General features: G+C 39.4%; 23 protein-coding genes, 1 tRNA gene, 1 other RNA gene and 1 pseudogene. 25 read left to right on the top strand and 1 reads right to left on the bottom strand.

Annotated elements, in window-relative coordinates:
* The first annotated feature begins 60 nt into the window (after positions 1-60).
* Genes GNT69_RS00760 through GNT69_RS00740 form a run of 5 tightly spaced genes read left to right on the top strand, consistent with a single transcriptional unit; the run spans position 61 to position 3704 of the window.
* On the top strand, positions 61-519 hold the full coding sequence (locus GNT69_RS00760; protein WP_203553042.1) for an NUDIX hydrolase: 459 nt from the start codon (positions 61-63) through the stop codon (positions 517-519).
* A 24-nt stretch (positions 520-543) separates the two neighbouring features.
* Positions 544-1437: an RNase adapter RapZ gene (rapZ, locus tag GNT69_RS00755; RefSeq protein ID WP_203553041.1), complete on the top strand. Its 894-nt coding sequence runs from the start codon at positions 544-546 to the stop codon at positions 1435-1437.
* Positions 1434-2417: a gluconeogenesis factor YvcK family protein gene (locus GNT69_RS00750; RefSeq protein WP_203553040.1), complete on the top strand. Its 984-nt coding sequence runs from the start codon at positions 1434-1436 to the stop codon at positions 2415-2417. The genes rapZ and GNT69_RS00750 overlap by 4 nt, the downstream gene beginning before the upstream one ends.
* Before the next feature lie 54 nt (positions 2418-2471).
* On the top strand, positions 2472-3422 hold the full coding sequence (whiA, locus tag GNT69_RS00745; protein WP_203553039.1) for a DNA-binding protein WhiA: 951 nt from the start codon (positions 2472-2474) through the stop codon (positions 3420-3422).
* Between the two features lie 24 nt (positions 3423-3446).
* Complete coding sequence (locus GNT69_RS00740) at positions 3447-3704, top strand: HPr family phosphocarrier protein (RefSeq protein ID WP_203553038.1); 258 nt, start codon at positions 3447-3449, stop codon at positions 3702-3704.
* 55 nt (positions 3705-3759) lie between these two features.
* Here the strand turns inward: GNT69_RS00740 and clpP are convergent, their stop codons facing one another.
* On the bottom strand, positions 3760-4359 hold the full coding sequence (gene clpP / locus GNT69_RS00735; protein ID WP_203553037.1) for an ATP-dependent Clp endopeptidase proteolytic subunit ClpP: 600 nt from the start codon (positions 4357-4359) through the stop codon (positions 3760-3762).
* A gap of 256 nt (positions 4360-4615) precedes the next feature.
* Here clpP and GNT69_RS00730 point away from each other — a divergent pair.
* From GNT69_RS00730 to GNT69_RS00635, 20 genes and pseudogenes are all read left to right on the top strand, one after another.
* Positions 4616-4687 (top strand) — tRNA-Arg (locus GNT69_RS00730).
* Positions 4688-4836: 149 nt separating this feature from the next.
* Entirely contained in the window at positions 4837-5334 is a 498-nt protein-coding gene (locus GNT69_RS00725) for a hypothetical protein (RefSeq protein WP_203553036.1), read from the top strand.
* 128 nt (positions 5335-5462) lie between these two features.
* Complete coding sequence (gene rpoN / locus GNT69_RS00720; protein ID WP_203553035.1) at positions 5463-6809, top strand: RNA polymerase factor sigma-54; 1347 nt, start codon at positions 5463-5465, stop codon at positions 6807-6809.
* A 23-nt stretch (positions 6810-6832) separates the two neighbouring features.
* Entirely contained in the window at positions 6833-7093 is a 261-nt protein-coding gene (locus tag GNT69_RS00715) for a glutaredoxin family protein (RefSeq protein WP_203553034.1), read from the top strand.
* Positions 7094-7216: 123 nt separating this feature from the next.
* Entirely contained in the window at positions 7217-8239 is a 1023-nt protein-coding gene (locus GNT69_RS00710; protein WP_203553033.1) for a sugar-binding transcriptional regulator, read from the top strand.
* Between the two features lie 91 nt (positions 8240-8330).
* Positions 8331-9338 carry a type I glyceraldehyde-3-phosphate dehydrogenase gene (gap, locus tag GNT69_RS00705; RefSeq protein WP_203553032.1) on the top strand — a complete coding sequence of 336 codons (1008 nt, stop codon included), beginning with the start codon at positions 8331-8333 and terminating at the stop codon, positions 9336-9338.
* Between the two features lie 158 nt (positions 9339-9496).
* Positions 9497-10681, top strand: a complete 1185-nt coding sequence (locus GNT69_RS00700) for a phosphoglycerate kinase (RefSeq protein WP_203553031.1) — start codon at positions 9497-9499, stop codon at positions 10679-10681.
* Positions 10682-10861: 180 nt separating this feature from the next.
* Positions 10862-11623, top strand: coding sequence for a triose-phosphate isomerase (tpiA, locus tag GNT69_RS00695; RefSeq protein WP_203553030.1), 762 nt, complete (start codon positions 10862-10864; stop codon positions 11621-11623).
* Positions 11616-13154 (top strand): 2,3-bisphosphoglycerate-independent phosphoglycerate mutase, encoded by a 1539-nt coding sequence (gene gpmI / locus GNT69_RS00690; RefSeq protein ID WP_203553029.1) that lies wholly within the window; start codon positions 11616-11618, stop codon positions 13152-13154. Before tpiA ends, gpmI begins: the two co-directional genes overlap by 8 nt.
* Before the next feature lie 75 nt (positions 13155-13229).
* The gene (gene eno, locus GNT69_RS00685) at positions 13230-14528 is read left to right on the top strand and encodes a phosphopyruvate hydratase (RefSeq protein WP_203553028.1); all 1299 of its coding nucleotides are present in this window, start codon (positions 13230-13232) and stop codon (positions 14526-14528) included.
* Positions 14529-14614: 86 nt separating this feature from the next.
* Positions 14615-14836: pseudogene (locus tag GNT69_RS25345) on the top strand (transposase zinc-binding domain-containing protein); the annotation flags it as partial.
* Positions 14837-15394: 558 nt separating this feature from the next.
* Entirely contained in the window at positions 15395-15859 is a 465-nt protein-coding gene (locus GNT69_RS00675; protein WP_203553027.1) for a class D sortase, read from the top strand.
* 107 nt (positions 15860-15966) lie between these two features.
* Entirely contained in the window at positions 15967-16197 is a 231-nt protein-coding gene (secG, locus tag GNT69_RS00670; RefSeq protein WP_203553026.1) for a preprotein translocase subunit SecG, read from the top strand.
* Between the two features lie 148 nt (positions 16198-16345).
* Positions 16346-17092, top strand: a complete 747-nt coding sequence (locus tag GNT69_RS00665; RefSeq protein ID WP_203553025.1) for an alpha/beta hydrolase — start codon at positions 16346-16348, stop codon at positions 17090-17092.
* 66 nt (positions 17093-17158) lie between these two features.
* Positions 17159-19486 (top strand): ribonuclease R, encoded by a 2328-nt coding sequence (rnr, locus tag GNT69_RS00660; protein WP_203553024.1) that lies wholly within the window; start codon positions 17159-17161, stop codon positions 19484-19486.
* Between the two features lie 63 nt (positions 19487-19549).
* Positions 19550-20017: an SsrA-binding protein SmpB gene (gene smpB, locus GNT69_RS00655; protein ID WP_203553023.1), complete on the top strand. Its 468-nt coding sequence runs from the start codon at positions 19550-19552 to the stop codon at positions 20015-20017.
* 160 nt (positions 20018-20177) lie between these two features.
* Positions 20178-20537, top strand: a transfer-messenger RNA (tmRNA) gene (gene ssrA / locus GNT69_RS00650).
* A 266-nt stretch (positions 20538-20803) separates the two neighbouring features.
* Positions 20804-20998, top strand: a complete 195-nt coding sequence (locus tag GNT69_RS00645) for a YbxH family protein (RefSeq protein ID WP_203553022.1) — start codon at positions 20804-20806, stop codon at positions 20996-20998.
* A 76-nt stretch (positions 20999-21074) separates the two neighbouring features.
* The gene (locus GNT69_RS00640) at positions 21075-21341 is read left to right on the top strand and encodes a DUF1450 domain-containing protein (protein WP_203553021.1); all 267 of its coding nucleotides are present in this window, start codon (positions 21075-21077) and stop codon (positions 21339-21341) included.
* Positions 21342-21435: 94 nt separating this feature from the next.
* The gene (locus GNT69_RS00635; RefSeq protein WP_203553020.1) at positions 21436-22422 is read left to right on the top strand and encodes a DUF418 domain-containing protein; all 987 of its coding nucleotides are present in this window, start codon (positions 21436-21438) and stop codon (positions 22420-22422) included.
* The last annotated feature ends 689 nt before the right edge of the window (positions 22423-23111 follow it).

The following is a 23111-nucleotide window of genomic DNA, read 5'->3' as shown; positions in this document are numbered from 1 at the left end:
CTTCACCATTTAAATATCCGGGCGTTTTAAAAATTGAATAAGTGAGAAGGTGTAAAAATCATGCAACGGGTGACAAATTGCCTTTTAGTTAAAGATAATAAAGTGTTGTTATTGAAAAAACCTCGTCGTGGCTGGTGGGTGGCGCCTGGTGGGAAAATGGAGGCAGGTGAAACCGCAAAAGAAGCTTGTATTCGTGAATTTCGTGAAGAAACAGGCATATACTTGTTAAATCCAAAAATAAAAGGGATTTTTACCTTTATTATTGAAAAGGAAGAGCAAGTCGTTGATGAGTGGATGATGTTTACCTTCCATGCAACTGAATCCACAGGTATACATTTAGAGCGTTCAGAAGAAGGGGATCTCGAATGGCATGAAGAAGAAGAGATAAAAAACTTACCGATGGCAGCAGGAGATTATCATATTCTCGATTATATGGTCCATGGAAAGGGTATAATTTATGGAACGTTTACATACACCCCAGATATGAAGCTCATCCGCTATCGACTTGATCCAAATTAAAAGATTTTTTCAGGGGGAATTGTAATGAGTACCGGTTCGACAAATGAAACTCAAATGATCATTATTACAGGCATGTCAGGCGCAGGGAAAACAGTTGCCATCCAAAGCTTTGAAGATTTGGGCTTCTTTTGTGTCGATAACCTGCCACCGACACTCCTGCCGAAATTTTTGGAGTTGATGAGAGAATCGGAAAGTAAAATGAATCGAGTGGCTTTAGTTATGGATTTGCGTGGCCGGGAATTTTTTGATTCTCTCTTTAAAGCTTTAGATGATTTAGCAGAAACATCATGGGTAGCCCCGCAGGTTCTATTTCTTGATGCAGATGATGCAACGCTTGTTAGGCGATACAAGGAGACAAGGAGGTTTCATCCCCTTGCTAAAAAAGGTCTCCCGCTGGAAGGAATTAAACTTGAACGAGAATTGCTTGAAGAATTAAAAGGACGAGCGCAACTAATTTACAACACGTCTAATCTTAAACCGAAAGAATTACGCGAAAAAATTCTTGAAGAGTTTTCAACAAATAAAAAAACGACTTTTACTGTAAATGTGATGTCCTTTGGATTTAAACATGGAATTCCGATTGATGCCGACTTAGTATTCGATGTGCGTTTTTTGCCTAACCCTCACTATATTGATCATATGCGACCTAAAACAGGGCTTGATGAAGGTGTATCAACCTACGTCTTAAAGTGGAACGAAACGCATAAATTCCTTGAGAAAGTTTTGGATTTATTAAGCTTTATGTTGCCTCACTATAAACGTGAAGGAAAGGCGCAACTGATTATCGCAATTGGTTGTACAGGTGGACAACACCGTTCAGTGGCTCTCGCTGAGCAGATTGCTAAACATTTTAGTGGAGATTATCATACAAGGGTTACACATCGTGACATTGATAAAAGAAAGGGACAATCTTCATGAACCAAAATACTCAGCCGCGAATTGTGATTATCGGAGGCGGAACGGGACTCCCTGTTTTATTAAGGGGATTGAAACATTATAATGTGGATATTACGGCGATTGTGACTGTGGCCGATGACGGTGGGAGTTCAGGACGGTTGCGCAATGATATGCATATTCCGCCACCAGGGGATATACGAAATGTTTTGGCAGCATTATCTGATGTGGAGCCGCTTGTCGAAGAAATGTTCCAGCACCGGTTCCGGACAACGAATGAGCTTTCTGGACATTCCCTTGGCAATCTAATTTTAGCAGCTATGACTTCGATTACAGGGAATTTTTCAAGGGCAATCCAAGAAATGAGCAGGGTATTAAATGTGCGTGGCAAGGTGTTACCAGCTGCGAATCGCAGTGTCATCCTAAACGCGCAACTAGAGGATGGGACAATTATTAGTGGTGAGTCCAAAATACCTTATTCAGGCAAGCGGATTAAAAAAGTGTTCCTTTCACCAAGCGATGTGGAGCCTCTTCCGGAGACCATTTATGAAATTAATCAAGCCGATTTAATTGTCATTGGACCTGGAAGTCTTTATACTAGTATTTTGCCAAACTTGCTCGTAAAGAAACTTGGCGAAGAATTATGCAACGCAAAGGCTAAAAAAGTTTATATTTGCAATTTAATGACGCAGGCAGGAGAAACCCATGATTTTGCAGCAAGTGATCACGTAAATGCACTTTATGACCATCTAGGTTCTCCATTTATAAATACAATTTTAGTTAATAATGAACTTATTCCACCGGAAATTAAGCTACGGTATAAGGAAGAGTTCGCCAAGCCCGTCCAATTTGATGTAGAGAGGTTGAAGGAGCTTGGTCTAGAGATTGTGCAAGCGAAGATTGCGAATCTTGAAGACAATGTTATTCGCCATGATACACGGAAAGTTGCTGAAATTTTATATTCAATGATCATGACTGAAACCAAAATGAAGGATCATTCGTAATATATGAACGAGTGCTCGTGAAGTCTGGCCGCTTATATGTAGGAGGTGAGGGGGATGTCTTTTGCTTCGGTAACTAAGAAGGAATTGACAAATTTAGAAGTAAAAGAATGCTGCAGCAAATCTGAGCTATCCGCTCTTATCCGGATGAATGGCTCCCTTTCTTTTTCAAACCGCGAGCTTGTTGTCGATATTCAAACAGAAAATGCAGCGATTGCACGTCGGATTTATACATTAATTAAGATGAATTTTCAAACTCAAGTTGAGCTTCTCGTCCGCAAAAAAATGAGACTTAAGAAAAATAATGTATATATTGTACGCTTAAAAGAATCAGCGCGAAAAATCCTTGAAGATTTAAAAATCATCCAAGAGGATTTTAGCATTATTCATACAATTTCTGCCGACTTAATTAAAAAGAAATGTTGTAAGCGTTCCTATTTAAGAGGTGCTTTTCTTGCGGGTGGCTCAGTAAATAATCCGGAGACATCTGCATATCATCTTGAAATTGCCTCTTTATATCAGGAGCACAACAATTCACTTTGTGAATTAATGAATTTGTTTGGCTTAAACAGCAAGACGCTTGAGCGGAAAAAAGGGTATATTACTTACTTAAAGGAAGCAGAGAAAATCACCGAGTTTTTAAATGTGATTGGTGCTCACAACGCTTTGCTGAGATTCGAAGATATTCGTATTGTTCGTGACATGCGAAATTCAGTCAATCGCTTAGTTAATTGTGAAACAGCAAATCTTAATAAAACCATTGGCGCTGCGTTAAGGCAGGTAGAAAATATCCGCTTTATCGAAAATACGGTTGGTCTTCATGTACTTCCTACTAAGCTCCGGGAAATTGCTGAATTAAGGGTCGCTTATCAAGACGTTACATTGAAAGAATTAGGTGAGATGGTCTCAGGCGGGACAATAAGTAAATCAGGAATTAACCACCGGCTTAGAAAAATTAACGAAATCGCAGACAAACTACGTGCCGGCGATTTAACGATGAAAAAATAAATGTGAATGAGGAGAGGGATTTTAATGGTTGAAAAACAAGTAGTAGTAAAATTAAAAACTGGTTTGCAGGCACGTCCAGCAGCAATGTTTGTGCAGGAAGCGAATCGATTTTCTGCTGATGTATTTCTTGAAAAGGACGGTAGAAAGGTAAATGCGAAAAGTATTATGGGCTTAATGAGTTTAGCTGTTGGTGTAGGTGCAACAATTAAGTTAATTGTAGATGGAAAAGATGAAGATGAGGCTTTAAATGTGTTAAGCGAATATATTGAGCAAGAAGGATAGGAATATAAGCAAACAAAAACTCGCCCCGAGAATGAGGCGAGTTTTCATTTTACTATTATTTTTTGCCTTCGTTTGGATTCCGATTTACGATGTGATCAACAAGTCCGTACTCTTTCGCACGTTCAGCTGTCATGAAGTTATCACGCTCTGTATCACGCGCAATGGTTTCAAGTGGTTGACCAGTTCGTTCCGCTAGAATTCCGTTTAATTTATCGCGTAAGAATAAAATCCGTTTCGCAGCAATTTCGATTTCAGTCGCTTGACCTTGTGCTCCACCAAGTGGTTGGTGAATCATTACTTCTGCATTTGGGAGGGCATAACGCTTCCCTTTCGTACCTGCTGCGAGCAAGAATGCTCCCATCGATGCAGCCATCCCAATACAAATCGTTTGGACTTGAGGTTTAATAAATTGCATCGTGTCATAAATCGCCATTCCAGCGGTAATGCTTCCGCCAGGGCTGTTGATATAGATGGATATATCCTTTTCTGGGTTTTCCGCTTCCAAAAATAATAGCTGTGCAACGATTGAGTTTGCAACATTATCATCAATACCGCTTCCTAACATGATGATGCGGTCTTTTAAAAGGCGGGAGTAAATATCGTAAGCACGTTCCCCGCGGTTTGTTTGTTCGATTACTGTAGGAATTAAGTTCATTCTTTTTCCTCCTTTAACAAAAGGTTTTACTTATGACCAAGTAAACACTTGAACATAATTATGTAATTTCATGATACACTCATGGTCAATAAAGGTCAAACAATTCACTCATATTCATAAGGTAAATATTCGACATGTTTGCAAATAATTCCTGCCTACATCCATCATGCCCGCTGAATCTGTTTTTAAAACAAAAAGTCTTGCATTGCTTCGATTTTTGCTCTATAATAAATACCCGTACCACTAATTAATAATTGCCCTCGTGGTGCAACGGATAGCACGTAAGATTCCGGTTCTTAAAATGGGGGTTCGATTCCCTCCGAGGGCGTCATCTACCAAAATGCCTGTTTAGCAATTAATTGCTAAAGAGGCATTTTTTATATTGAAAATGTTCCTTTTCCCTAGACAATTTGTCCATGCGACTTTACAGGACCTCACATAGTATATCCTAGCTTGAAAGAAAGAGAGGTGAAACGAATGGGAGTGCAAGAATGTCCTTGTAAATATCGTTTAGTTGTAACAAATGAAACAGGTGTTACTGTTACGGTAACTCCAGGTGTTACCCCAGCTCAGGAAGAACCACCGAATGGTTTTGTCGGGAACATCAACTTTACGGCAATTCAGTGTTTTACTGGTGCAGCGATGTGTAACCCAGCAGTTGATAACTTTGAAATGAATTTTGTAAGCAATGGGAATACAATCAACCTAGTTCAGGGCAGACGTGGCACAATTGCTTGTGTTGAAGACACGCAAGCATTTATGTTTGACGGTACAGCGTTAGGAACTGGTAATGCCATTCCAATGCAGCAATATACGGTCGACTTTTCGTATACGATTTTAAATGATACAGCAAGTGTAACGATTACAGCGACTGGTGAAGATGGTACGATTATTACAACAACCTTTATCGCCGATGTTTCTCCAGCAACATTTATTGGTGACTGTGAAGATATGGTTGGCGGTGGTATGAACTAAATGAAAAAATAGGTTTATCCAAACTCCCTTTTTAATTGTTAAAAGGGGAGTTTTCTTTTTTTCTCCACAAATCCTCGTTTCGATTTATGGGAATTTCGTGTAAAATGATTATCAGGGAGGAGATGGGGATGGATTTAAAAGCTGGATTATTTCAAAAGCAAACAATGAAGCTGGCAATGACCCAAGAATTAACCCAGGCCATCGCTTTATTACAGTATTCCGCCCAGGAGCTTACTTCATTTTTAGAAGAAAAGGCGATTGAAAATCCCCTTTTACAGGTGGAACATAAAAATGTTGATTCAATTGATAGTTCCAAGCGCAGGAAGAAAAATTCAAGTACAACGAAATCAGGGGAAAGAGACCCCAAAAATTGGATTGAACAGATAGGCGAAATCTCAACAACACTTCAAGATCATTTGCAATTTCAATTAAATGTCTATCCGTTAACTGCACAAGAGCGGAAGATCATTCAATTCTATATACAAAACATTGATGAAAACGGTTACCTAGGTACAACTATAGATGAGGCGTGTACTAAGCTTGAAATCACAGCAGATAAAGCTGAAGATTGCTTGAAAATCATCCAAGAACTAGACCCTGCTGGGGTAGGAGCGCGATCTCTTAATGAATGTTTATTGCTTCAATTAGAACGGGAGCGATACGACCATGAAAGTGTACAATTGCTAACAACCATTTTAGAAGATCATTTTCTTTTCTTTGCAGAACGGAAATGGAAGGAACTAGCCAAGTTGATAAAAATGGACTTAAAGGAGATTCAGAAAGCCTTTGATTATGTTCAGACACTTAACCCTAGGCCTGGTGCTTCATTTCAAAATGACAAAACAGCATATGTCACTCCAGATGTCGTTGTAAAACTAGAGGGAGAGTCGTTAACAGTCGGGTTATTCGATGACACGGTACCAAAAGTAACCTTCAATGAACGTTATTACCAACAGTTAGCGAAATATAAAGATTCTGAAGTTAGTCGCTTTCTTCAAGAAAAGCAGAACGATTTCAACTGGATTACGAAAAGCTTGGAACAGCGCCGGGAAACGTTGATGAGAGTAGCTCTTAAGATGGTCGAAAAACAGGAGGAGTTTTTTAAGCAGGGACCATCCTTTTTAAAACCAATGACAATGAGAGAAATCTCTGAGGAATTAGATATCCATGAGTCAACTGTAAGCCGAGCGGTTCGAGAAAAATATATTCAAACACCAAGTGGTACGTTTGAGATGAAATCATTATTTTCAAGTTCGATTCAAACAACGGAACATGATCAAACATCCTCTAACCATGCAAAGGCGGCTATTGAGTTGCTTGTAAAAAATGAAAATAAACAAAAACCTTTATCAGATCAAGAAATTGTCCGGTTACTAACAGAGAGATCTGGGATTGTGATTTCTAGACGGACAGTGGCAAAATACCGTGATCAGCTTAAAATCCCGCCTTCGTCTAAACGTAAACGATTTGAATAAAAGAGAATAGGATGAGCTGAAAAATGAACCATATCGCGAAATTATACATGAGACAACGATGTCATTTATGCGAAGATGCGAAAAGAATCCTTAAAGAAATCCAACAAACATTTGATTTTTCAATTGTTGAAGTAGATATAGATAAAGATGAACGTTTGATTGAATTGTACGGAATTTCCATTCCTGTCATTGAATTGGAAGGGGAAGAAATACAATCGGGAATTATTAATAAAAACTTTGTATGTAAAGCGTTTTCAGAAAAAAAGATACCGTTTAGTAGTTGAACTAATGAATCACTCCTGATAGAATGAAAGTGAAATCAGGGGTGATTTTTTTTGCGGCAAGTGGGACATAATATGCCACTCCGGGACATAATATGACCACAACGTTTAAAGGAGAATTTCATCATGGCCACTTTAATTGAAATTCAAAAGAAATTATTACCAGACCTCATTGAAATTATGCAAAAACGTTATCTTATTTTAAAATACATAAAATCAATGCAGCCGGTAGGACGCAGAAATCTTTCCATCAGTCTTGGCTTAACGGAACGGGTTTTGCGCAGTGAGGTTGAATTTTTGAAAGACCAGAATTTAATACAGATGGCTTCAATAGGAATGAGTCTGACAAAAGAAGGAAATGATATTCTGGAAAGCCTTGAAAATGTCATGAGCGAAGTTACAGGGATTAATACTTTAGAGGAACAGTTGAAAAAGCAAATGGGCATTTCCAAAGTAATTATTGTCCATGGAGACAGCGATCAATCCCCTTTAGTGAAACATGAGCTGGGAAAAGCATGCGCAACCTGTATGAAAAAGCGCTTAAAGGAAGACAATATAATCGCTGTAACCGGAGGTTCGACAATCGCAGCGGTTGCTGAATTGCTCTCACCAGAACTTGGTGTAAAAAGGCCATTGTTTGTTCCTGCAAGAGGAGGAATTGGTCAAGACGTAAATAATCAGGCAAATACGATTAGTGCGATTATGGCCAGGAAAACGAACTCACAACATAAAGTATTCTACGTCCCAGATCAAGTGAGTATCGGAATTTACGATTCGTTTATAAAAGAACCCTTGATTCATGAAATGTTATGTTTGATTAAATCAGCGAATATCGTCTTGCATGGAATTGGGGACGCGCTTAAGATGGCGAAACGGCGAAACACGTCGAAAGAGGACATAGAACGAATTATGCGAGGAAATGCTGTAGGAGAAGCCTTTGGCTATTATTTTAATGAAGATGGCGAAATCGTTCATAAAGTACAAACGATTGGCTTACAACTTGCTGATTTGCAAAATGTCGATGATGTCATTGCGGTAGCTGGTGGAGCGTCGAAAGCGAAGGCAATTAGAGCATATATGAAACAGGCTCCAGCATCCACGATATTAATTACGGATGAGGGTGCTGCAAGGAATTTGGTGAAAGGGTAAATAGTCATTTTCGGGTGAAAATAAGCATCCGTTAAGAACTGCCCTTTATATATAAAAACCACATGCTTTATGAATTAAAGGAGGAAAAATCATGGCAGTAAAAGTTGGTATTAATGGATTTGGACGTATTGGACGTAACGTATTTCGTGCAGCTCTAAATAACCCAAATGTTGAAGTAGTAGCAGTAAATGACTTAACAGATGCGAATATGTTAGCACATCTTTTAAAATATGATTCTGTACATGGTACACTAAATCACGATGTAACTGTAGATGGTGAATATCTTGTTGTTGCTAATCAACGTGTAAAAGTTATCGCTGAAAGAGATCCAGCACAGCTTGGTTGGGGCGACTTAGGTGTAGATGTTGTAGTTGAATCAACAGGGCGTTTTACGAAGCGTTCAGACGCTGCAAAACACATTGAAGCAGGTGCAAAGAAAGTAATCATCTCTGCGCCAGCATCAGATGAAGATATTACAATTGTTATGGGTGTAAACCATGACCAATACGATGCAGGAAATCATGATGTGATTTCAAATGCATCTTGTACAACAAACTGCTTAGCACCTTTTGCGAAAGTTCTTAACGACAAGTTTGGAATTAAGCGTGGAATGATGACAACAATCCACTCTTATACAAATGACCAACAAATCCTAGACTTACCGCATAAAGACTATCGTCGTGCGCGTGCAGCAGCAGAAAATATGATTCCAACAACTACTGGTGCAGCGAAAGCTGTTGCGCTTGTTCTTCCTGAACTTAAAGGGAAACTAAACGGTGGAGCAGTTCGTGTTCCAACTCCAAACGTTTCTTTAGTTGACCTTGTTGCTGAATTAGATAAAGAAGTAACAGTTGAAGAAATCAACTCAGCCTTTAAAGAAGCTGCTGAAGGTGATTTAAATGGAATTTTAGGGTACAGTGAATTGCCACTAGTTTCTGGTGATTACAACGGCAGCCCTAACTCTTCAACAATCGATGCCCTTTCTACAATGGTTATGGAAGGAAATATGGTTAAAGTAATTTCTTGGTATGACAACGAAACAGGTTATTCTCACCGTGTTGTTGACCTAGTTGAATATATCGCTCAAAAAGGACTATAATCGTTGAAAATTTAAAAATTTCTAGTAAATTTTAGTTACGTGTCTGGATAAGTGTTCCATAAACTACTATAATTTAGTGGGATGAAAAGGGGAGTGGGGACCAGTCCCCTCTCCCTTTGTTTATGTCCAGCTTTTAAAACTTTTAGGAGGTTTCTGCCTTGAACAAAAAATCTATTAAGGATATTGATGTAAGAGGGAAGCGAGTTTTTTGCCGTGTTGATTTCAATGTTCCTATGAAAGATGGTCAAGTAACGGATGAAACGAGAATTCGTGCGGCCTTACCAACCATCCAATATTTAAGTGAACAAGGGGCAAAGGTTATTCTTGCAAGCCATCTCGGTCGACCAAAAGGGCAAGTCGTCGAGGAAATGCGCCTTACACCGGTAGCAAAACGTTTGTCTGAACTACTCGGGAAAGAGGTTAAAAAAACCGACGAAGCATATGGTGAAGCTGTTCAAGCTGAAATTAGCTCGATGAACGAAGGCGATATTTTATTGCTTGAAAATGTTCGCTTCTATCCTGGTGAAGAAAAGAACGATGCAGAACTGGCGAAAGCTTTCGCTGAATTAGCTGATGTTTATGTGAACGATGCCTTTGGTGCGGCACACCGCGCGCATGCATCGACAGAAGGGATTGCTCACCATCTTCCAGCTGTCTCAGGATTTTTGATGGAGAAGGAACTTGACGTACTTGGAAAGGCTCTTTCAAACCCTGAGCGTCCATTCACTGCCATCATTGGTGGAGCGAAAGTAAAAGATAAGATTGGTGTTATTGAAAATCTACTAGAAAAAGTAGATAACCTAATTATCGGCGGCGGTCTAGCCTATACGTTTGTTAAAGCTCAAGGACATGAAGTTGGAAATTCATTATTAGAAGAAGATAAGGTTGATTTAGCCAATTCCTTTATAGAAAAAGCGAAGGAAAAAGGCGTTAATTTTTATATTCCAGTGGATGCGATTGTTGCCGATGATTTTTCTGAACAGGCGAATACAAAAGAAGTCGCGATTGAGGCGATTCCAGCTGATTGGGAAGCACTTGATATTGGTCCGAAAACAGCGGAACTGTATCGCGATGTGATTCAAAAGTCTAAGCTCGTCATTTGGAATGGTCCAATGGGTGTATTTGAAATGGAAGCATTTGCGCAGGGAACAAAAGCAGTTGCCGAAGCATTGGCTGATTCCACTGATACATACTCCGTAATTGGTGGGGGTGATTCCGCCGCAGCCGTTGAAAAGTTCAATCTTGCTGATAAAATGAGCCATATATCAACAGGCGGAGGAGCATCACTAGAGTTTATGGAAGGAAAGGTCCTTCCTGGAGTGGTCGCTTTAAACGATAAATAAGTTAATTAAGCAAGTTCAGAATGACGTTCCGAATCATTCTGTACATTCATAACATCATTCCGAACTGTTCGAAACTCGCCTATTTCGGAACGAGGCTTCGATCCATTCGGAGCGCTTCGAAATACTCGAAAGCAACTTATGAAATCCATGATAAAAATGATGTGAAAGGAAGTGCCGGCCTTGCGTAAACCAATTATTGCAGGAAACTGGAAAATGCATAAAACACTGCCAGAAGCGAAGAAATTTATTGAAGATGTAAACGGACTTGTTCCATCTGAAAAAGAGGTGGAGTCTGTTGTATGTGCACCGGCATTGTTTTTAGGTCAGCTTGTAGAAGCAGCAAAAGGGTATGATATCGAAATTGGTGCCCAGAATATGCATTTTGAAGAAAGTGGTGCGTTCACAGGGGAAATTAGCCCGAAAGCATTAGAAGATATTGGTGTAAAATATGTGATTATCGGACATTCTGAACGCCGTGAGATGTTTAATGAAACAGATGAGTCTGTTAATAACAAGACGATCGCCGCATTTAAATACAATTTGACGCCAATTGTTTGTTGTGGAGAAACACTTGAACAACGCGAAAACGGTGAAACAAATGAGCTTGTAGGTTCACAAGTAAAGCGAGCGTTAGAAGGCTTATCTGCAGAACAATTGAAAAGCACAGTGATTGCTTATGAACCAATCTGGGCGATCGGAACGGGCAAATCTTCAACAGCAGATGATGCCAATGAAGTTTGTGCGCACATCCGTAAAGTTATTGCTGAACAATTTTCACCTGAAGTTGCTGACGCGATTCGCATTCAATATGGCGGAAGTGTAAAACCAGGCAATATTAAAGAATATATGGCTCAACCAGATATTGATGGAGCTTTAGTTGGTGGAGCAAGTTTAGAAACGGATTCTTTCTTGCAACTATTGGAGGCAGGAAAAAATGAGTAAACAGTCACCAACTGCTTTAATTATTCTAGATGGTTTTGCATGCCGGGATGAAAAAAAAGGGAATGCTGTTGCGCATGCAAAAAAACCGAATTTTGATCGCTATTGGAATTCTTACCCCAATGCGCAATTAATCGCTAGTGGTGAAGCGGTGGGTCTTCCAGCAGGGCAAATGGGGAATTCCGAGGTTGGCCATTTAAACATTGGTGCTGGTCGAATTGTTTACCAAAGTTTAACAAAAGTGAATATCTCGATTCGTGAAGGTGAATTTGAGAAAAATGAGACGTTTTTAAATGCGATTAAGCATGTGAAAGAAAAAGGAACAAGTCTTCATCTTTTCGGTCTTTTATCTGACGGTGGAGTACATAGTCATGTTGAGCACATGTTTGCACTGTTAAAAATGGCGGCAAGTGAGGGGCTTGAGAAAGTATATGTTCATGGCTTTTTAGATGGACGTGATGTCGGTCCACAAACCGCCACTCAATATGTTAAGCAAACACTTGATGTCATGAAAGAAATTGGTGTCGGTAAGTTTGCAACAATCTCGGGACGATATTATTCAATGGACCGTGATAAGCGCTGGGAACGGGTAGAAAAATCGTATCGGTCAATGGTATATGGGGAAGGTCCAACTTATAGAAATCCTTTAGAGGTCATTGAAGACAATTATAAGAATGGAATTTATGATGAATTCGTCATTCCTTCTGTGCTGACAGAAGAAGACGGTTCACCGGTTGCGACTGTTAAAAATGATGATGCAGTCATCTTTTATAACTTCCGTCCTGACCGGGCCATTCAAATCTCTAATACGTTTACGAACAAAGATTTTCGTTCATTTGATCGTGGTGAGAAGCATCCGGACAACTTGCATTTCGTCTGCTTAACTCATTTTAGCGAGACCGTTGATGGGTATGTTGCTTTTAAGCCAACGAACTTGGACAATACGCTAGGGGAAGTGATTTCTCAAAACGGCTTGACACAATTACGGATTGCCGAAACGGAAAAATACCCTCATGTAACGTTCTTTATGAGCGGTGGTCGTGAAAATGAGTTCCCGGGAGAAACAAGAGTGTTAATTGATTCTCCAAAAGTGGCGACGTATGATTTAAAGCCTGAGATGAGCGCTTACGAAGTGACAGAAGCCCTGTTAAATGAAATCGAAGCGGACAAACATGATGCCATCATCTTGAACTTTGCTAATCCAGATATGGTTGGTCATTCAGGAATGCTTGAGCCAACCGTTAAAGCGATCGAAACGGTAGATGAATGTCTCGGCAAAATTGTTGATTTAATCATTTCCAAAGGTGGTACAGCCATTATTACCGCTGACCATGGAAATGCTGATGAAGTGGTAACAGTGGATGGAAACCCAATGACTGCACATACGACCAATCCGGTCCCAGTGATTGTTACGAAACCGGATGTCGAACTTCGTGAAGATGGAAAACTTGGTGATCTTGCACCAACGATGCTTGCTTTATTAAATGTCGAACAGCCAACTGAAATGACTGGAAAATCATTAATTAAAAAGTAATTTTTTGGTTTAATAAAAATGAACGATAATAAAAATACTAAATTAGTTGAATTAAACAAATAAGGAGAGATTTAAATGCCATTTATTACTGATGTATATGCACGTGAAGTTCTTGACTCCCGAGGGAACCCTACTGTTGAAGTTGAAGTTTACACTGAATCTGGTGCGTTCGGTCGCGCTTTAGTACCAAGCGGTGCTTCTACTGGTGAACACGAAGCTGTCGAACTTCGCGATGGGGATAAGAGCCGTTACCTAGGCAAAGGTGTATTAAAAGCGGTTGAAAATGTGAATGAAATCATTGCTCCTGCATTAGTTGGAGAAGAGTTTAATGTACTTGATCAAGTGGCTGTTGACCAAGCGTTAATCGAACTTGATGGAACTGAAAATAAAGGGAAACTAGGCGCTAACGCAATCCTAGGGGTTTCGATGGCGGTTGCTCGTGCGGCTGCGGATTACCTTGACATGCCTTTATACCAATATCTTGGTGGATTCAATTCGAAGCAGCTTCCAGTACCAATGATGAACATCGTAAATGGTGGAGAACATGCGGATAACAATGTTGATATCCAAGAATTCATGATCATGCCTGTTGGTGCAGAAAACTTCCGCGAAGCACTTCGTATCGGTGCGGAAATTTTCCATAGCTTAAAGTCTGTTTTAAAAGAAAAAGGATTAAACACTGCTGTTGGTGATGAAGGTGGGTTTGCGCCAAACCTAGGTTCTAACGAGGAAGCGCTACAAACAATCGTATCAGCAATCGAAAAAGCAGGTTTCAAACCAGGTGAGCAAGTAATGCTTGCAATGGACGCTGCATCTTCTGAGTTCTATAACAGGGAAGACGGGAAATACCATCTTTCTGGCGAAGGGGTTGTAAAAACTTCTGCAGAAATGGTTGATTGGTATGAAGAAATGTGCTCTAAGTACCCAATCATCTCGATTGAAGATGGTCTAGATGAAAATGACTGGGAAGGTCACAAGCTATTAACTGAGCGCATTGGCAGCAAAGTACAACTTGTAGGTGACGACTTATTCGTTACAAACACGAAAAAATTAGCTCAAGGTATCGAACAAGGTGTCGGGAACTCAATCCTAATCAAAGTGAACCAAATCGGGACACTTACAGAAACATTTGATGCGATTGAAATGGCAAAACGTGCGGGTTACACAGCAGTCATCTCTCACCGCTCAGGTGAAACAGAAGATTCAACAATCGCTGACATCGCGGTTGCTACAAATGCTGGTCAAATCAAGACAGGTGCACCATCACGTACGGATCGTGTTGCAAAGTACAACCAACTTCTTCGCATCGAAGATCAACTTGCTGAAACGGCTCAATACAATGGAATTAAGTCTTTCTATAACCTTAACAAATAATCGATATGTATTTAGAACACCGGTAGAAATACCGGTGTTTTATTTGTGAAAAATTTTGGGTCTACCACAGTCATTCGTGCTGTGGTATTTTCGTTTTATGGAGACTAACATTTTACGACAAACATTGGGAAGCTTTTAAAAGAAAACACGGTGCCAAAATCCGTTCCATTGTGATCAAGGGTGATTGTGGGGACATTAAAAAAGGGTGTAAGCTTTTTATATGTGCAGGCTGTCATGATGTTCGAAAAGTTCCATATCGATGTAAAGGTCGTTTCTGCACAACTTGTTCTTTTGGTGAAAGCGAAGACTAACTGAGGATGTTCTGTAATCTTTACGATTCTTCACGATGTTCAGCCCCTCAATGTCAAGGTGCTTAACCGTTTGTAAGCTTTGGCATTGGAAATTTTAATCCCAGTACTGGGTAAAAGCACGGATAATTTTTTTGATTTTTTCGGAATAGGTCATTTATGAAGATTTGACCGAAGAGATTCGTAGGCTTTTTGAACGATAATGCTAGTAACGGGTTTTTTAATCCAAGTACTCGTATTAAAAACACCAAATTCCCTTGATATATTGCTAGTACTCGTAATAAAACGCTGTAAAATGAGGGTTTAATCCAAGTACTAGCAATAAAACGAGGTCAGAAGGTCGATATAATCCCTGTACTAGCAATAAAAAACGGTCAAAAACCGGTATAATCCAAGTACTAGCAAAAAAACAGCCTTTAGATCACGGTTAATCCAAGTACTAGCAAAAAAACATAACCTATTCTATGAACTATCCACCTCTTTAATTCGAAACAAAGGCTAATAAATGAGTTTACCTCACTCACCTTTACAGAGGAAACAAACATTGAATCGGAAACGTTGCAACCGCAAGAAATCGAAATTGGTGATACACTCGGAATTTTAGAAATCCCCGAAATTGACTTAAAAACACCGATCGTTGAAGGAGCAAGTGAAGCGCAAATTCGTTATGCGGTCGGACATTTACCTTCGAGCAGTTCAATTTATGAGTTAGAAAAAAACAACCAAAATTTTGCAATTGCTGGGCACCGTTCTAGCGCATATGGGAAGTTTTTCAATCGGCTAGATGAGTTAGAGCTAGAGAGTGAATTCAAGATTTATGTTCAAAACAAGGTTCTAACCTATAAAGTGATTGAAAAGAAGATTGTCGAGCCAACCGATGTTGATGTCATCTATCCAGTAAAAGGAAAAACGCTAACAACCTTGATCACATGTCACCCACCTCTTTCAGATAAGCAGCGATTAATCGTATTTGGGGAATTATTTGCTGAAGAAAGACTAGACGGAAGCGAACTTTTTAACTGAAAAAGTGGTCCCGCTTGATTGTTTTACAAATGAACTATTGTTTCGTATAAAAAAATGTGGTAAATTTAAAGTATTGTTATATGCAGGTTTTTCAGGAGGTTAGCTTCATGCACACTTTTTTAATTGTACTACTGGTGATTGATTGCATCAGTTTAATTGCTGTTGTTCTTCTACAATCTAGTAAAAGTGCAGGTTTATCAGGTGCCATTTCAGGTGGTGCTGAAACATTATTCGGAAAGCAAAAGGCGAGGGGAATTGACCTAGTGCTTCACCGACTAACGATTGTTTTAGCCATTTTATTTTTTGTACTTACAATCGCAGTTGCTTATTTTGCTTAAAAATACATCCGAAAACCCAGTCTCCATATGAGGCTGGGTTTTTTAATGGCAACTGCCGTGCTTATTTCTGGAATGTTGCTCACAGGTTTGTTAAAACTAAAGAAGACTACAAAATAATCGTGTTTAATCATAAGCAAGGAGTCCTAAAATGAAAAAACTAGTACCAAAGCCATTTACTTTCAAAGCGGGGAAACGAGCAGTGTTAATGTTGCATGGATTTACCGGCAATTCAGCTGATGTACGGATGATGGGTCGCTTTTTACAGGTTAAAGGCTATACCTGTCATGCGCCCATTTATAAAGGTCATGGTGTACCACCAGAAGAATTAGTCCACACTGGTCCAGATGACTGGTGGGAGGATGTGACAAACGCCTACCAGTTTCTTAAAAATGAAGGTCATGAAGAAATTGCCGTTGTAGGTTTATCACTAGGTGGTGTATTTGCTTTAAAATTAGGATATACAGTTCCTGTAAAGGGTATTGTGCCAATGTGCGCGCCTATGTATATAAAAAGCGAAGAAGTGATGTTTAACGGAGTTCTTGAATTTGCACGCGAATACAAAAAGTTTGAAGGCAAACCGAATGATCAAATCGAGGCTGAAATGAGTAAGTTTGAAAAAACGCCAATGAAAACCTTGAAATCTACTCAGGAGTTAATTGCTGATGTTCGGAATCATATTGATATGGTTTATGCACCTGTCTTTGTTGCCCAAGGACGTCACGATGATATGATTAACCCGGATAGTGCAAATATTATTTATAATGATGTCGAGTCCGCTCAAAAACAATTAAAATGGTATGAAGAATCAGGACATATCCTGACATTTGATAAAGAAAAGGAACAGTTACACGAGGACGTTTATGCGTTTCTAGAAAGCTTAAATTGGGAAGAATAATGAATAGGATGATTGAGACAACTAATATTTAAATGCGAAACATTGAGAAAAGGAGGGAGTTTACACATGGATGAAAACATTAAAGATCATCTTGAACGTTTATTGCAATATATGAAGGATGAGGCCTACAAACCATTAACTGTTCAAGAACTAGAACAAGCTTTTGGGATTGAAGATTCAGCAACTTTTAAAGAGTTTGTTAAAGCTCTCGTTGTGATGGAAGAAAGGGGTCTCGTTGTCCGAACAAGGAGCAATCGTTATGGGTTGCCGGAGAAAATGAATCTTGTTCGTGGCAAACTGACTGGTCATGCGAAAGGGTTTGCTTTTGTTATTCCAGAAGAACCAGGGATGGATGATATTTTTATCCCACCGAATGAAACGAATAATGCGATGCATGGGGATACAGTTCTTGCTCGAGTATCAACAGAGAGCTCCGGTCAACGGCGTGAAGGAACAATCGTACGAATTATTGAACGAGGCGTTCAACAAGTTGTTGGTACATATACAGAAAGCAAGCATTTTGGGTTTGTCATACCAGATGATAAAAAATTCGCTAGTGATATTTTTATTCCAAAAGAAGGAAATATGGGAGCAGTAGAAGGACATAAAGTCGTCGTTAAGCTGATCAGTTATCCAGATGGTCGGAAATCAGCAGAAGGGGAGATTATTTCAATCCTTGGTCATAAAAATGACCCTGGTGTCGATATTTTATCTGTCATTCATAAACATGGTTTGCCGATGGAGTTTCCTGCGGACGTTCTCGAACAGGCAAATGAAACACCAGATGAAATTCAAGAAAGTGAACTAGCGAACCGCCGTGATCTTCGTGATGAAGTCATCGTTACGATTGACGGTGCTGATGCGAAGGACTTGGATGATGCAGTTACTGTGACAAAGCTTGAAAACGGTAACTATAAGCTTGGTGTTCATATCGCTGATGTGAGTTATTATGTGAAAGAAGAATCACCAATTGACCGTGAAGCGGCCGACCGGGGGACAAGTGTGTATTTAGTCGACCGTGTCATTCCAATGATTCCCCATCGTCTATCAAATGGAATTTGCTCATTGAATCCAAAGGTAGATCGGTTGACATTGAGCTGCACAATGGAAATTTCTTCAGACGGTGAAGTGGTTGATCACGAAATTTTTCAGAGTGTCATTAAAACGACCGAACGGATGACCTATCATGATGTGAATTTAATTCTTGTTGATAAAGATGAAGAAGTACGTAAACGCTATGAACCTCTCGTGCCAATGTTTGAGATGATGGAAGAGCTTGCTGCAATTTTACGCAATAAGCGAATGAGCCGAGGGGCAATTGATTTTGATTTTAAAGAATCAAAAGTTCTTGTAGATGAAGATGGGCACCCGTCAGAAGTTGTTCTCCGGGAGCGTTCGGTAGCTGAGCGATTAATTGAGGATTTTATGCTTGTCGCAAACGAAACCGTAGCTGAACATTTTCACTGGCTTGAAGTTCCATTTATATATCGTATCCACGAAGATCCAAAGGAAGACAAGCTGCGTAGATTTTTTGAGTTTATTACAAACTTTGGCTATATTGTCAAAGGGACAGCAAACGCAGTTCATCCGCGTGCCCTACAGGAAATCATTGAAGAGGTCCAAGGAAAGCCTGAAGAAATGGTCATTTCAACCGTTATGCTCCGTTCGATGCAAAAGGCGAAGTATTTTGAAGAAAGCTTAGGACATTACGGATTATCGACAGAGTATTATACACATTTCACTTCACCAATTCGGCGCTATCCCGACACGATTGTTCACCGCTTAATTAGAACCTATATAATTGAAGGAAAGTTGGATGAAGAGACTCGGGCAAAATGGGCAGCTTATCTTCCTGAGATTGCAAAGCATACTTCTGATATGGAGCGTCGTGCCGTTGAGGCTGAGCGCGAAACAGATGAACTTAAAAAAGCGGAATATATGGAAGATAAAATTGGTGAAGAATTTGATGGAATCATCTCTTCTGTTACGAATTTTGGGATGTTTGTTGAACTTCCAAACACGATTGAAGGTCTTGTCCATGTCAGTTATATGACAGATGATTACTACCGTTTTGATGAACGTCAATATGCAATGATTGGTGAACGCACTGGCAATGTGTTTCGAATCGGGGATGAAATTACCGTTCGAGTTGTGAAGGTCAATAAAGATGAACGCTCGATTGATTTTGAAATTGTTGGGATGAAAGGAACCCGGCGTGAACGTTCTGAAGCTCCGAAAGTATTCAAAACTGGGAGCAGCGAGAAAAAAGCACGAAAAGGGAAATCCGACGAAAAAGGAATAGGTCGGGGAGATGGAGAAAAGAAAAAGAAGCGGAAGAAAAAGAAGTTTTACGAAAATGCTCCAAAAGCTAAACGCAAGCCGAAAAAACGCTAGTGGGGGGCTGCTCCCCCTATTCGCGTTTATGTTAAAATAAAGGGAGTTAAAGGGGGAGACGTCATGCCAAAAGGTGCTGGCAAAACGGTAGCACAAAACAAAAAAGCCTACCATGATTATTTTATCGAAGAAACGTTTGAAACGGGAATTGTCCTGCAAGGGACAGAAATTAAGTCGATTAGGGCTGGGAAATTAAATTTAAAAGATTCCTATGCTCGTGTCCAAAATGGAGAGATCTTTCTTTATGGCATGCACATTAGCCCATATGAGCAAGGAAACCGATACAATCATGACCCGCTTCGTGAACGAAAACTTTTACTGCACCGCCGTGAGATTAATAAGTTGATTGGCGAAACGAAGGAGACCGGTTCTGCTTTAGTTCCACTGAAAGTTTATTTAAAAAATGGGTATGCCAAAGTTTTATTAGGTCTTGGAAAAGGGAAGAAGAAATATGACAAACGCGAAGATTTGAAGAAGAAAGAAGCAAGCCGTGAAATTGAACGTGCATTTCGCGAGAGACAAAAAATGTAGGTTGATTGGAGTTTGTGTGAAGCAGCAAAGGTTGTTTAAAATGTATAATAATTTCCAGTTGAAACAACTGGCCAATATGTTATAATAAGTCTTGTCACCGCGAGTGACAAACAGCTTTTGCTCGCATAGCCGAGTTTCCTAACGTCTTTTTATACTATATGGGGACGCTACGGATTCGACAGGGGTAGTTCGAGCTTAGGTTGCGAGTCGAGGGGATCGGCCTCGTTAAAACGTCAAAGCCTATAACTGGCAAACAACAAAACAACTTCGCTTTAGCTGCTTAATAGCACTTTAGCGGTTCGCCCCTCCATCGCCCATGTGGTAGGGTAGCGGACTCACTCTTAGTGGGCTACGCCAGATTCCACCGTCTGAGGATGAAGGAAGAGAACAATCAGACTAGCTGACCTGACGCCTGTCGGCAGGCATAAGACTCAGCGAATCGCAAATATGTCGACTACACTCGTAGAAGCTTAAGTGGCGATGCTTCTGGACGTGGGTTCGACTCCCACCGTCTCCACCAAATACATATTTGGTGGTTTTTTATTTGGATTGAAATCACCATACATAAGGCGGATAAAAGATCAGCGATTATCGTAACGGGTTCCGTTTCTAACGCAAAACGTCAAGTTTTGATTTTTATGTAGGTCGGAGAATAAAATAAGCGGAGAATTTCCCGCTAATGTTCCAAGCGCTTCAATAAACAAACTTCCTTCATGAACAAAAGCATAGGACTTTCCATTTCTTCAAATAATAAAAGTAAATCAAAAAGTCTGGAGTTGATGAAAGTTGGGTGCGATTGAGCGAAGTGGGTATCGGTTTGAACCTGAGTATAGTTTGATTGAACAAAATGGGGCCATTCATGTATATTTCAAAGGTGCATTTGTCGAAGAGTTGAAATTCAGCTTTTCGGGAGAAAATCCAGATTTCGATAAAATTGAAAATATGGTTGAAGAATACTGCTTTGAGCATGGAATCGATTAATCTCTTTACTTGGCATTATCTTTTTGAAGATATATGATATAAATAAAGGTAATCTTCAGAAAGTAGGACTTGATTCATGAGCTTGCTAGCAAAAATCTTTTCAAAAAATAAAAAACTACAAGTGGATTTTTGTGAAAGGAATTTGGACCGCTTTTTAACGGCTGAACAATATCCGATGTATGAGGCTTTCTTTAAACAGAAAAATATCGTTTATAAGGAGTATAAGTGCCAAAGTAAGTGTGAACAGTGCGAACAATCTCCTTATGCGATCGTCAACGGTGAGTTTATTCAAGCAGATGATTCAACTGCATTATTGAGAAAGCTCAAACAGTTACAATCGTAACTTTGCCAAATGATAAAACGTATGCTTCAATGAAAGAAACAAGCAAACACTCCTAATAAGGGGTGTTTCTTTTTGAGGAAAGGAGAAGGAGCGGATGAATTCAAATGCCCGGATTGATGAACTTGATTATTTACGAGGATTCGCTCTTCTCGGTATTCTCCTCGTCAACCTTCCACTGCTACTCGCTGTTCCACTCCCTGCTGCTGAAAGTGCAGACGCTGTATACTGGAACTTTTTATATTTATTTGTAGAAGGACGATTTTTTACAATCTTCTCGTTTTTGTTTGGAATTGGATTTTATCTATTTATTTCGCGAGCAAATGCGAGAGGAGAAAATGGCACGCTATTATTTTTACGGAGAATTGCTGCTATGTTCCTGTTCGGCTTAGTTCATTCGATGTACCATCCTGGGGAAGCATTAACCATTTATGCGGTTTGCGGACTTCTCATCTTTCCCTGTTATAAGTTAAGGAAAGAAGTGAATCTAATTATTAGTATCGTATTCATAATCGGATTTAGTTTGCTCGGAATCAAGATGTTTTTGCCGCTTCCTTTAATTTTGCTTGGATTTACAATCGGTCAGTATCAACTGTTTGAAAATCTTGCAGCGAAGAGGAAATCAATTCGTTTATTTACAATTGGAATGTTTGGATTATCGTTTCTAACACTACTGTATCAACTAAAAAAAATACCGGTACTACCTGAAGACAATATATGGAATTTAGAAATGTTCGAGTTTTACCATACAGTTATCATGATTGGGCCCATTGTTTCTGCTTTTTATGTTGGGGGCATGATTCTTTTGCTGCAAAATCCAGTTATGCAGAAAATTCTTTCTCCTTTAAAATATTACGGGAGGATGGCATTGACCAATTACCTCTCGCAAACAGCTTTTATCTTTTTGCTAGGAAGGGAGTTCGAGCTAGCTTATTTACAAACATTGTATGTATGCTTAAACATTTGTTTTATCCAAATCGTTTTTAGCAGGATCTGGCTCCACTTCTTTCATTTTGGCCCATTTGAATGGTTGTGGAGATGCTTCACCTATTTAAAAGTCTCCCCATTTTTAAAGCGAACTTGAAATGCTTTTAGAGAATGATAGAGGGAAAGGAAAGGTTTCATTCAAATGGAGCCTTTTAATCTGAATTAACTACTAGTTTTGTATAAAAAGTCCATTTATGTACATTTGATCGAAGAAATCCGTAGGCTTTTTAAGCGATAATGCTGGTAACGCGTTTTTTTATCCAAGTACTCGTATTAAAAACACGATATTTCGTTGATATATTGCTAGTACTCGTAATAAAATGCTGTAAAATGAGGGTTTAATCCGAGTACTAGCAATAAAATGTGGTAAAAAGGCGGATATAATCCAAGTACTAGTAATAAAAAACGGCCAAAAATCGGTTTAATCCAAGTACTAGCAATAAACCAGCCTAATAATCACGGTTAATCCAAGTACTAGCAATAAAATTTAACCTCAATAGCTGACGACTTAAAAGGTTTTATTCTTACACAAATCAAAAAAGGTGCCTGCATGCAGGCACCTTTTGCGTATTGGGGCGATAGACTGTACGCCACATCGTACATTTCCAAACGGAGTGTCCATCGACTTATCCAATTCAGCTCATCGCTCTATAACAATACCATGATTTCTATCTACTTTGCAAGACCAATTATATCCATCTACAATAATTAGTTTAGTAGGTTTACAAAGTATAAAGGTTATTATAATATGAAAAGGATTATTTTTTATAGGATAAGAGGTGAATT

The sequence above is a fragment of the Bacillus sp. B15-48 genome, from assembly GCF_016879755.1.
Lineage (GTDB): Bacteria > Bacillota > Bacilli > Bacillales > Cytobacillaceae > Mesobacillus_B.
The sequence above is the reverse complement of the archived record's forward strand: the minus strand, read 5'-3'. Positions and strand labels throughout refer to the sequence as shown.

Bases quoted from the DNA above. Each gene is read 5' to 3' on its own strand.
- gap (WP_203553032.1), top strand. From the start codon at position 8,331: ATGGCAGTAAAAGTTGGTATTAATGGATTTGGACGTATTGGACGTAAC.
- whiA (WP_203553039.1), top strand. From the start codon at position 2,472: ATGTCTTTTGCTTCGGTAACTAAGAAGGAATTGACAAATTTAGAAGTA.
- rapZ (WP_203553041.1), top strand. From the start codon at position 544: ATGAGTACCGGTTCGACAAATGAAACTCAAATGATCATTATTACAGGC.
- GNT69_RS00750 (WP_203553040.1), top strand. From the start codon at position 1,434: ATGAACCAAAATACTCAGCCGCGAATTGTGATTATCGGAGGCGGAACG.
- GNT69_RS00740 (WP_203553038.1), top strand. From the start codon at position 3,447: ATGGTTGAAAAACAAGTAGTAGTAAAATTAAAAACTGGTTTGCAGGCA.
- GNT69_RS00640 (WP_203553021.1), top strand. From the start codon at position 21,075: ATGAGCTTGCTAGCAAAAATCTTTTCAAAAAATAAAAAACTACAAGTG.
- rpoN (WP_203553035.1), top strand. From the start codon at position 5,463: ATGGATTTAAAAGCTGGATTATTTCAAAAGCAAACAATGAAGCTGGCA.
- GNT69_RS00710 (WP_203553033.1), top strand. From the start codon at position 7,217: ATGGCCACTTTAATTGAAATTCAAAAGAAATTATTACCAGACCTCATT.
- GNT69_RS00635 (WP_203553020.1), top strand. From the start codon at position 21,436: ATGAATTCAAATGCCCGGATTGATGAACTTGATTATTTACGAGGATTC.
- GNT69_RS00715 (WP_203553034.1), top strand. From the start codon at position 6,833: ATGAACCATATCGCGAAATTATACATGAGACAACGATGTCATTTATGC.
- clpP (WP_203553037.1), bottom strand. From the start codon at position 4,359: ATGAACTTAATTCCTACAGTAATCGAACAAACAAACCGCGGGGAACGT.
- GNT69_RS00760 (WP_203553042.1), top strand. From the start codon at position 61: ATGCAACGGGTGACAAATTGCCTTTTAGTTAAAGATAATAAAGTGTTG.
- GNT69_RS00665 (WP_203553025.1), top strand. From the start codon at position 16,346: ATGAAAAAACTAGTACCAAAGCCATTTACTTTCAAAGCGGGGAAACGA.
- rnr (WP_203553024.1), top strand. From the start codon at position 17,159: ATGGATGAAAACATTAAAGATCATCTTGAACGTTTATTGCAATATATG.
- gpmI (WP_203553029.1), top strand. From the start codon at position 11,616: ATGAGTAAACAGTCACCAACTGCTTTAATTATTCTAGATGGTTTTGCA.
- eno (WP_203553028.1), top strand. From the start codon at position 13,230: ATGCCATTTATTACTGATGTATATGCACGTGAAGTTCTTGACTCCCGA.
- smpB (WP_203553023.1), top strand. From the start codon at position 19,550: ATGCCAAAAGGTGCTGGCAAAACGGTAGCACAAAACAAAAAAGCCTAC.
- secG (WP_203553026.1), top strand. From the start codon at position 15,967: ATGCACACTTTTTTAATTGTACTACTGGTGATTGATTGCATCAGTTTA.
- GNT69_RS00725 (WP_203553036.1), top strand. From the start codon at position 4,837: ATGGGAGTGCAAGAATGTCCTTGTAAATATCGTTTAGTTGTAACAAAT.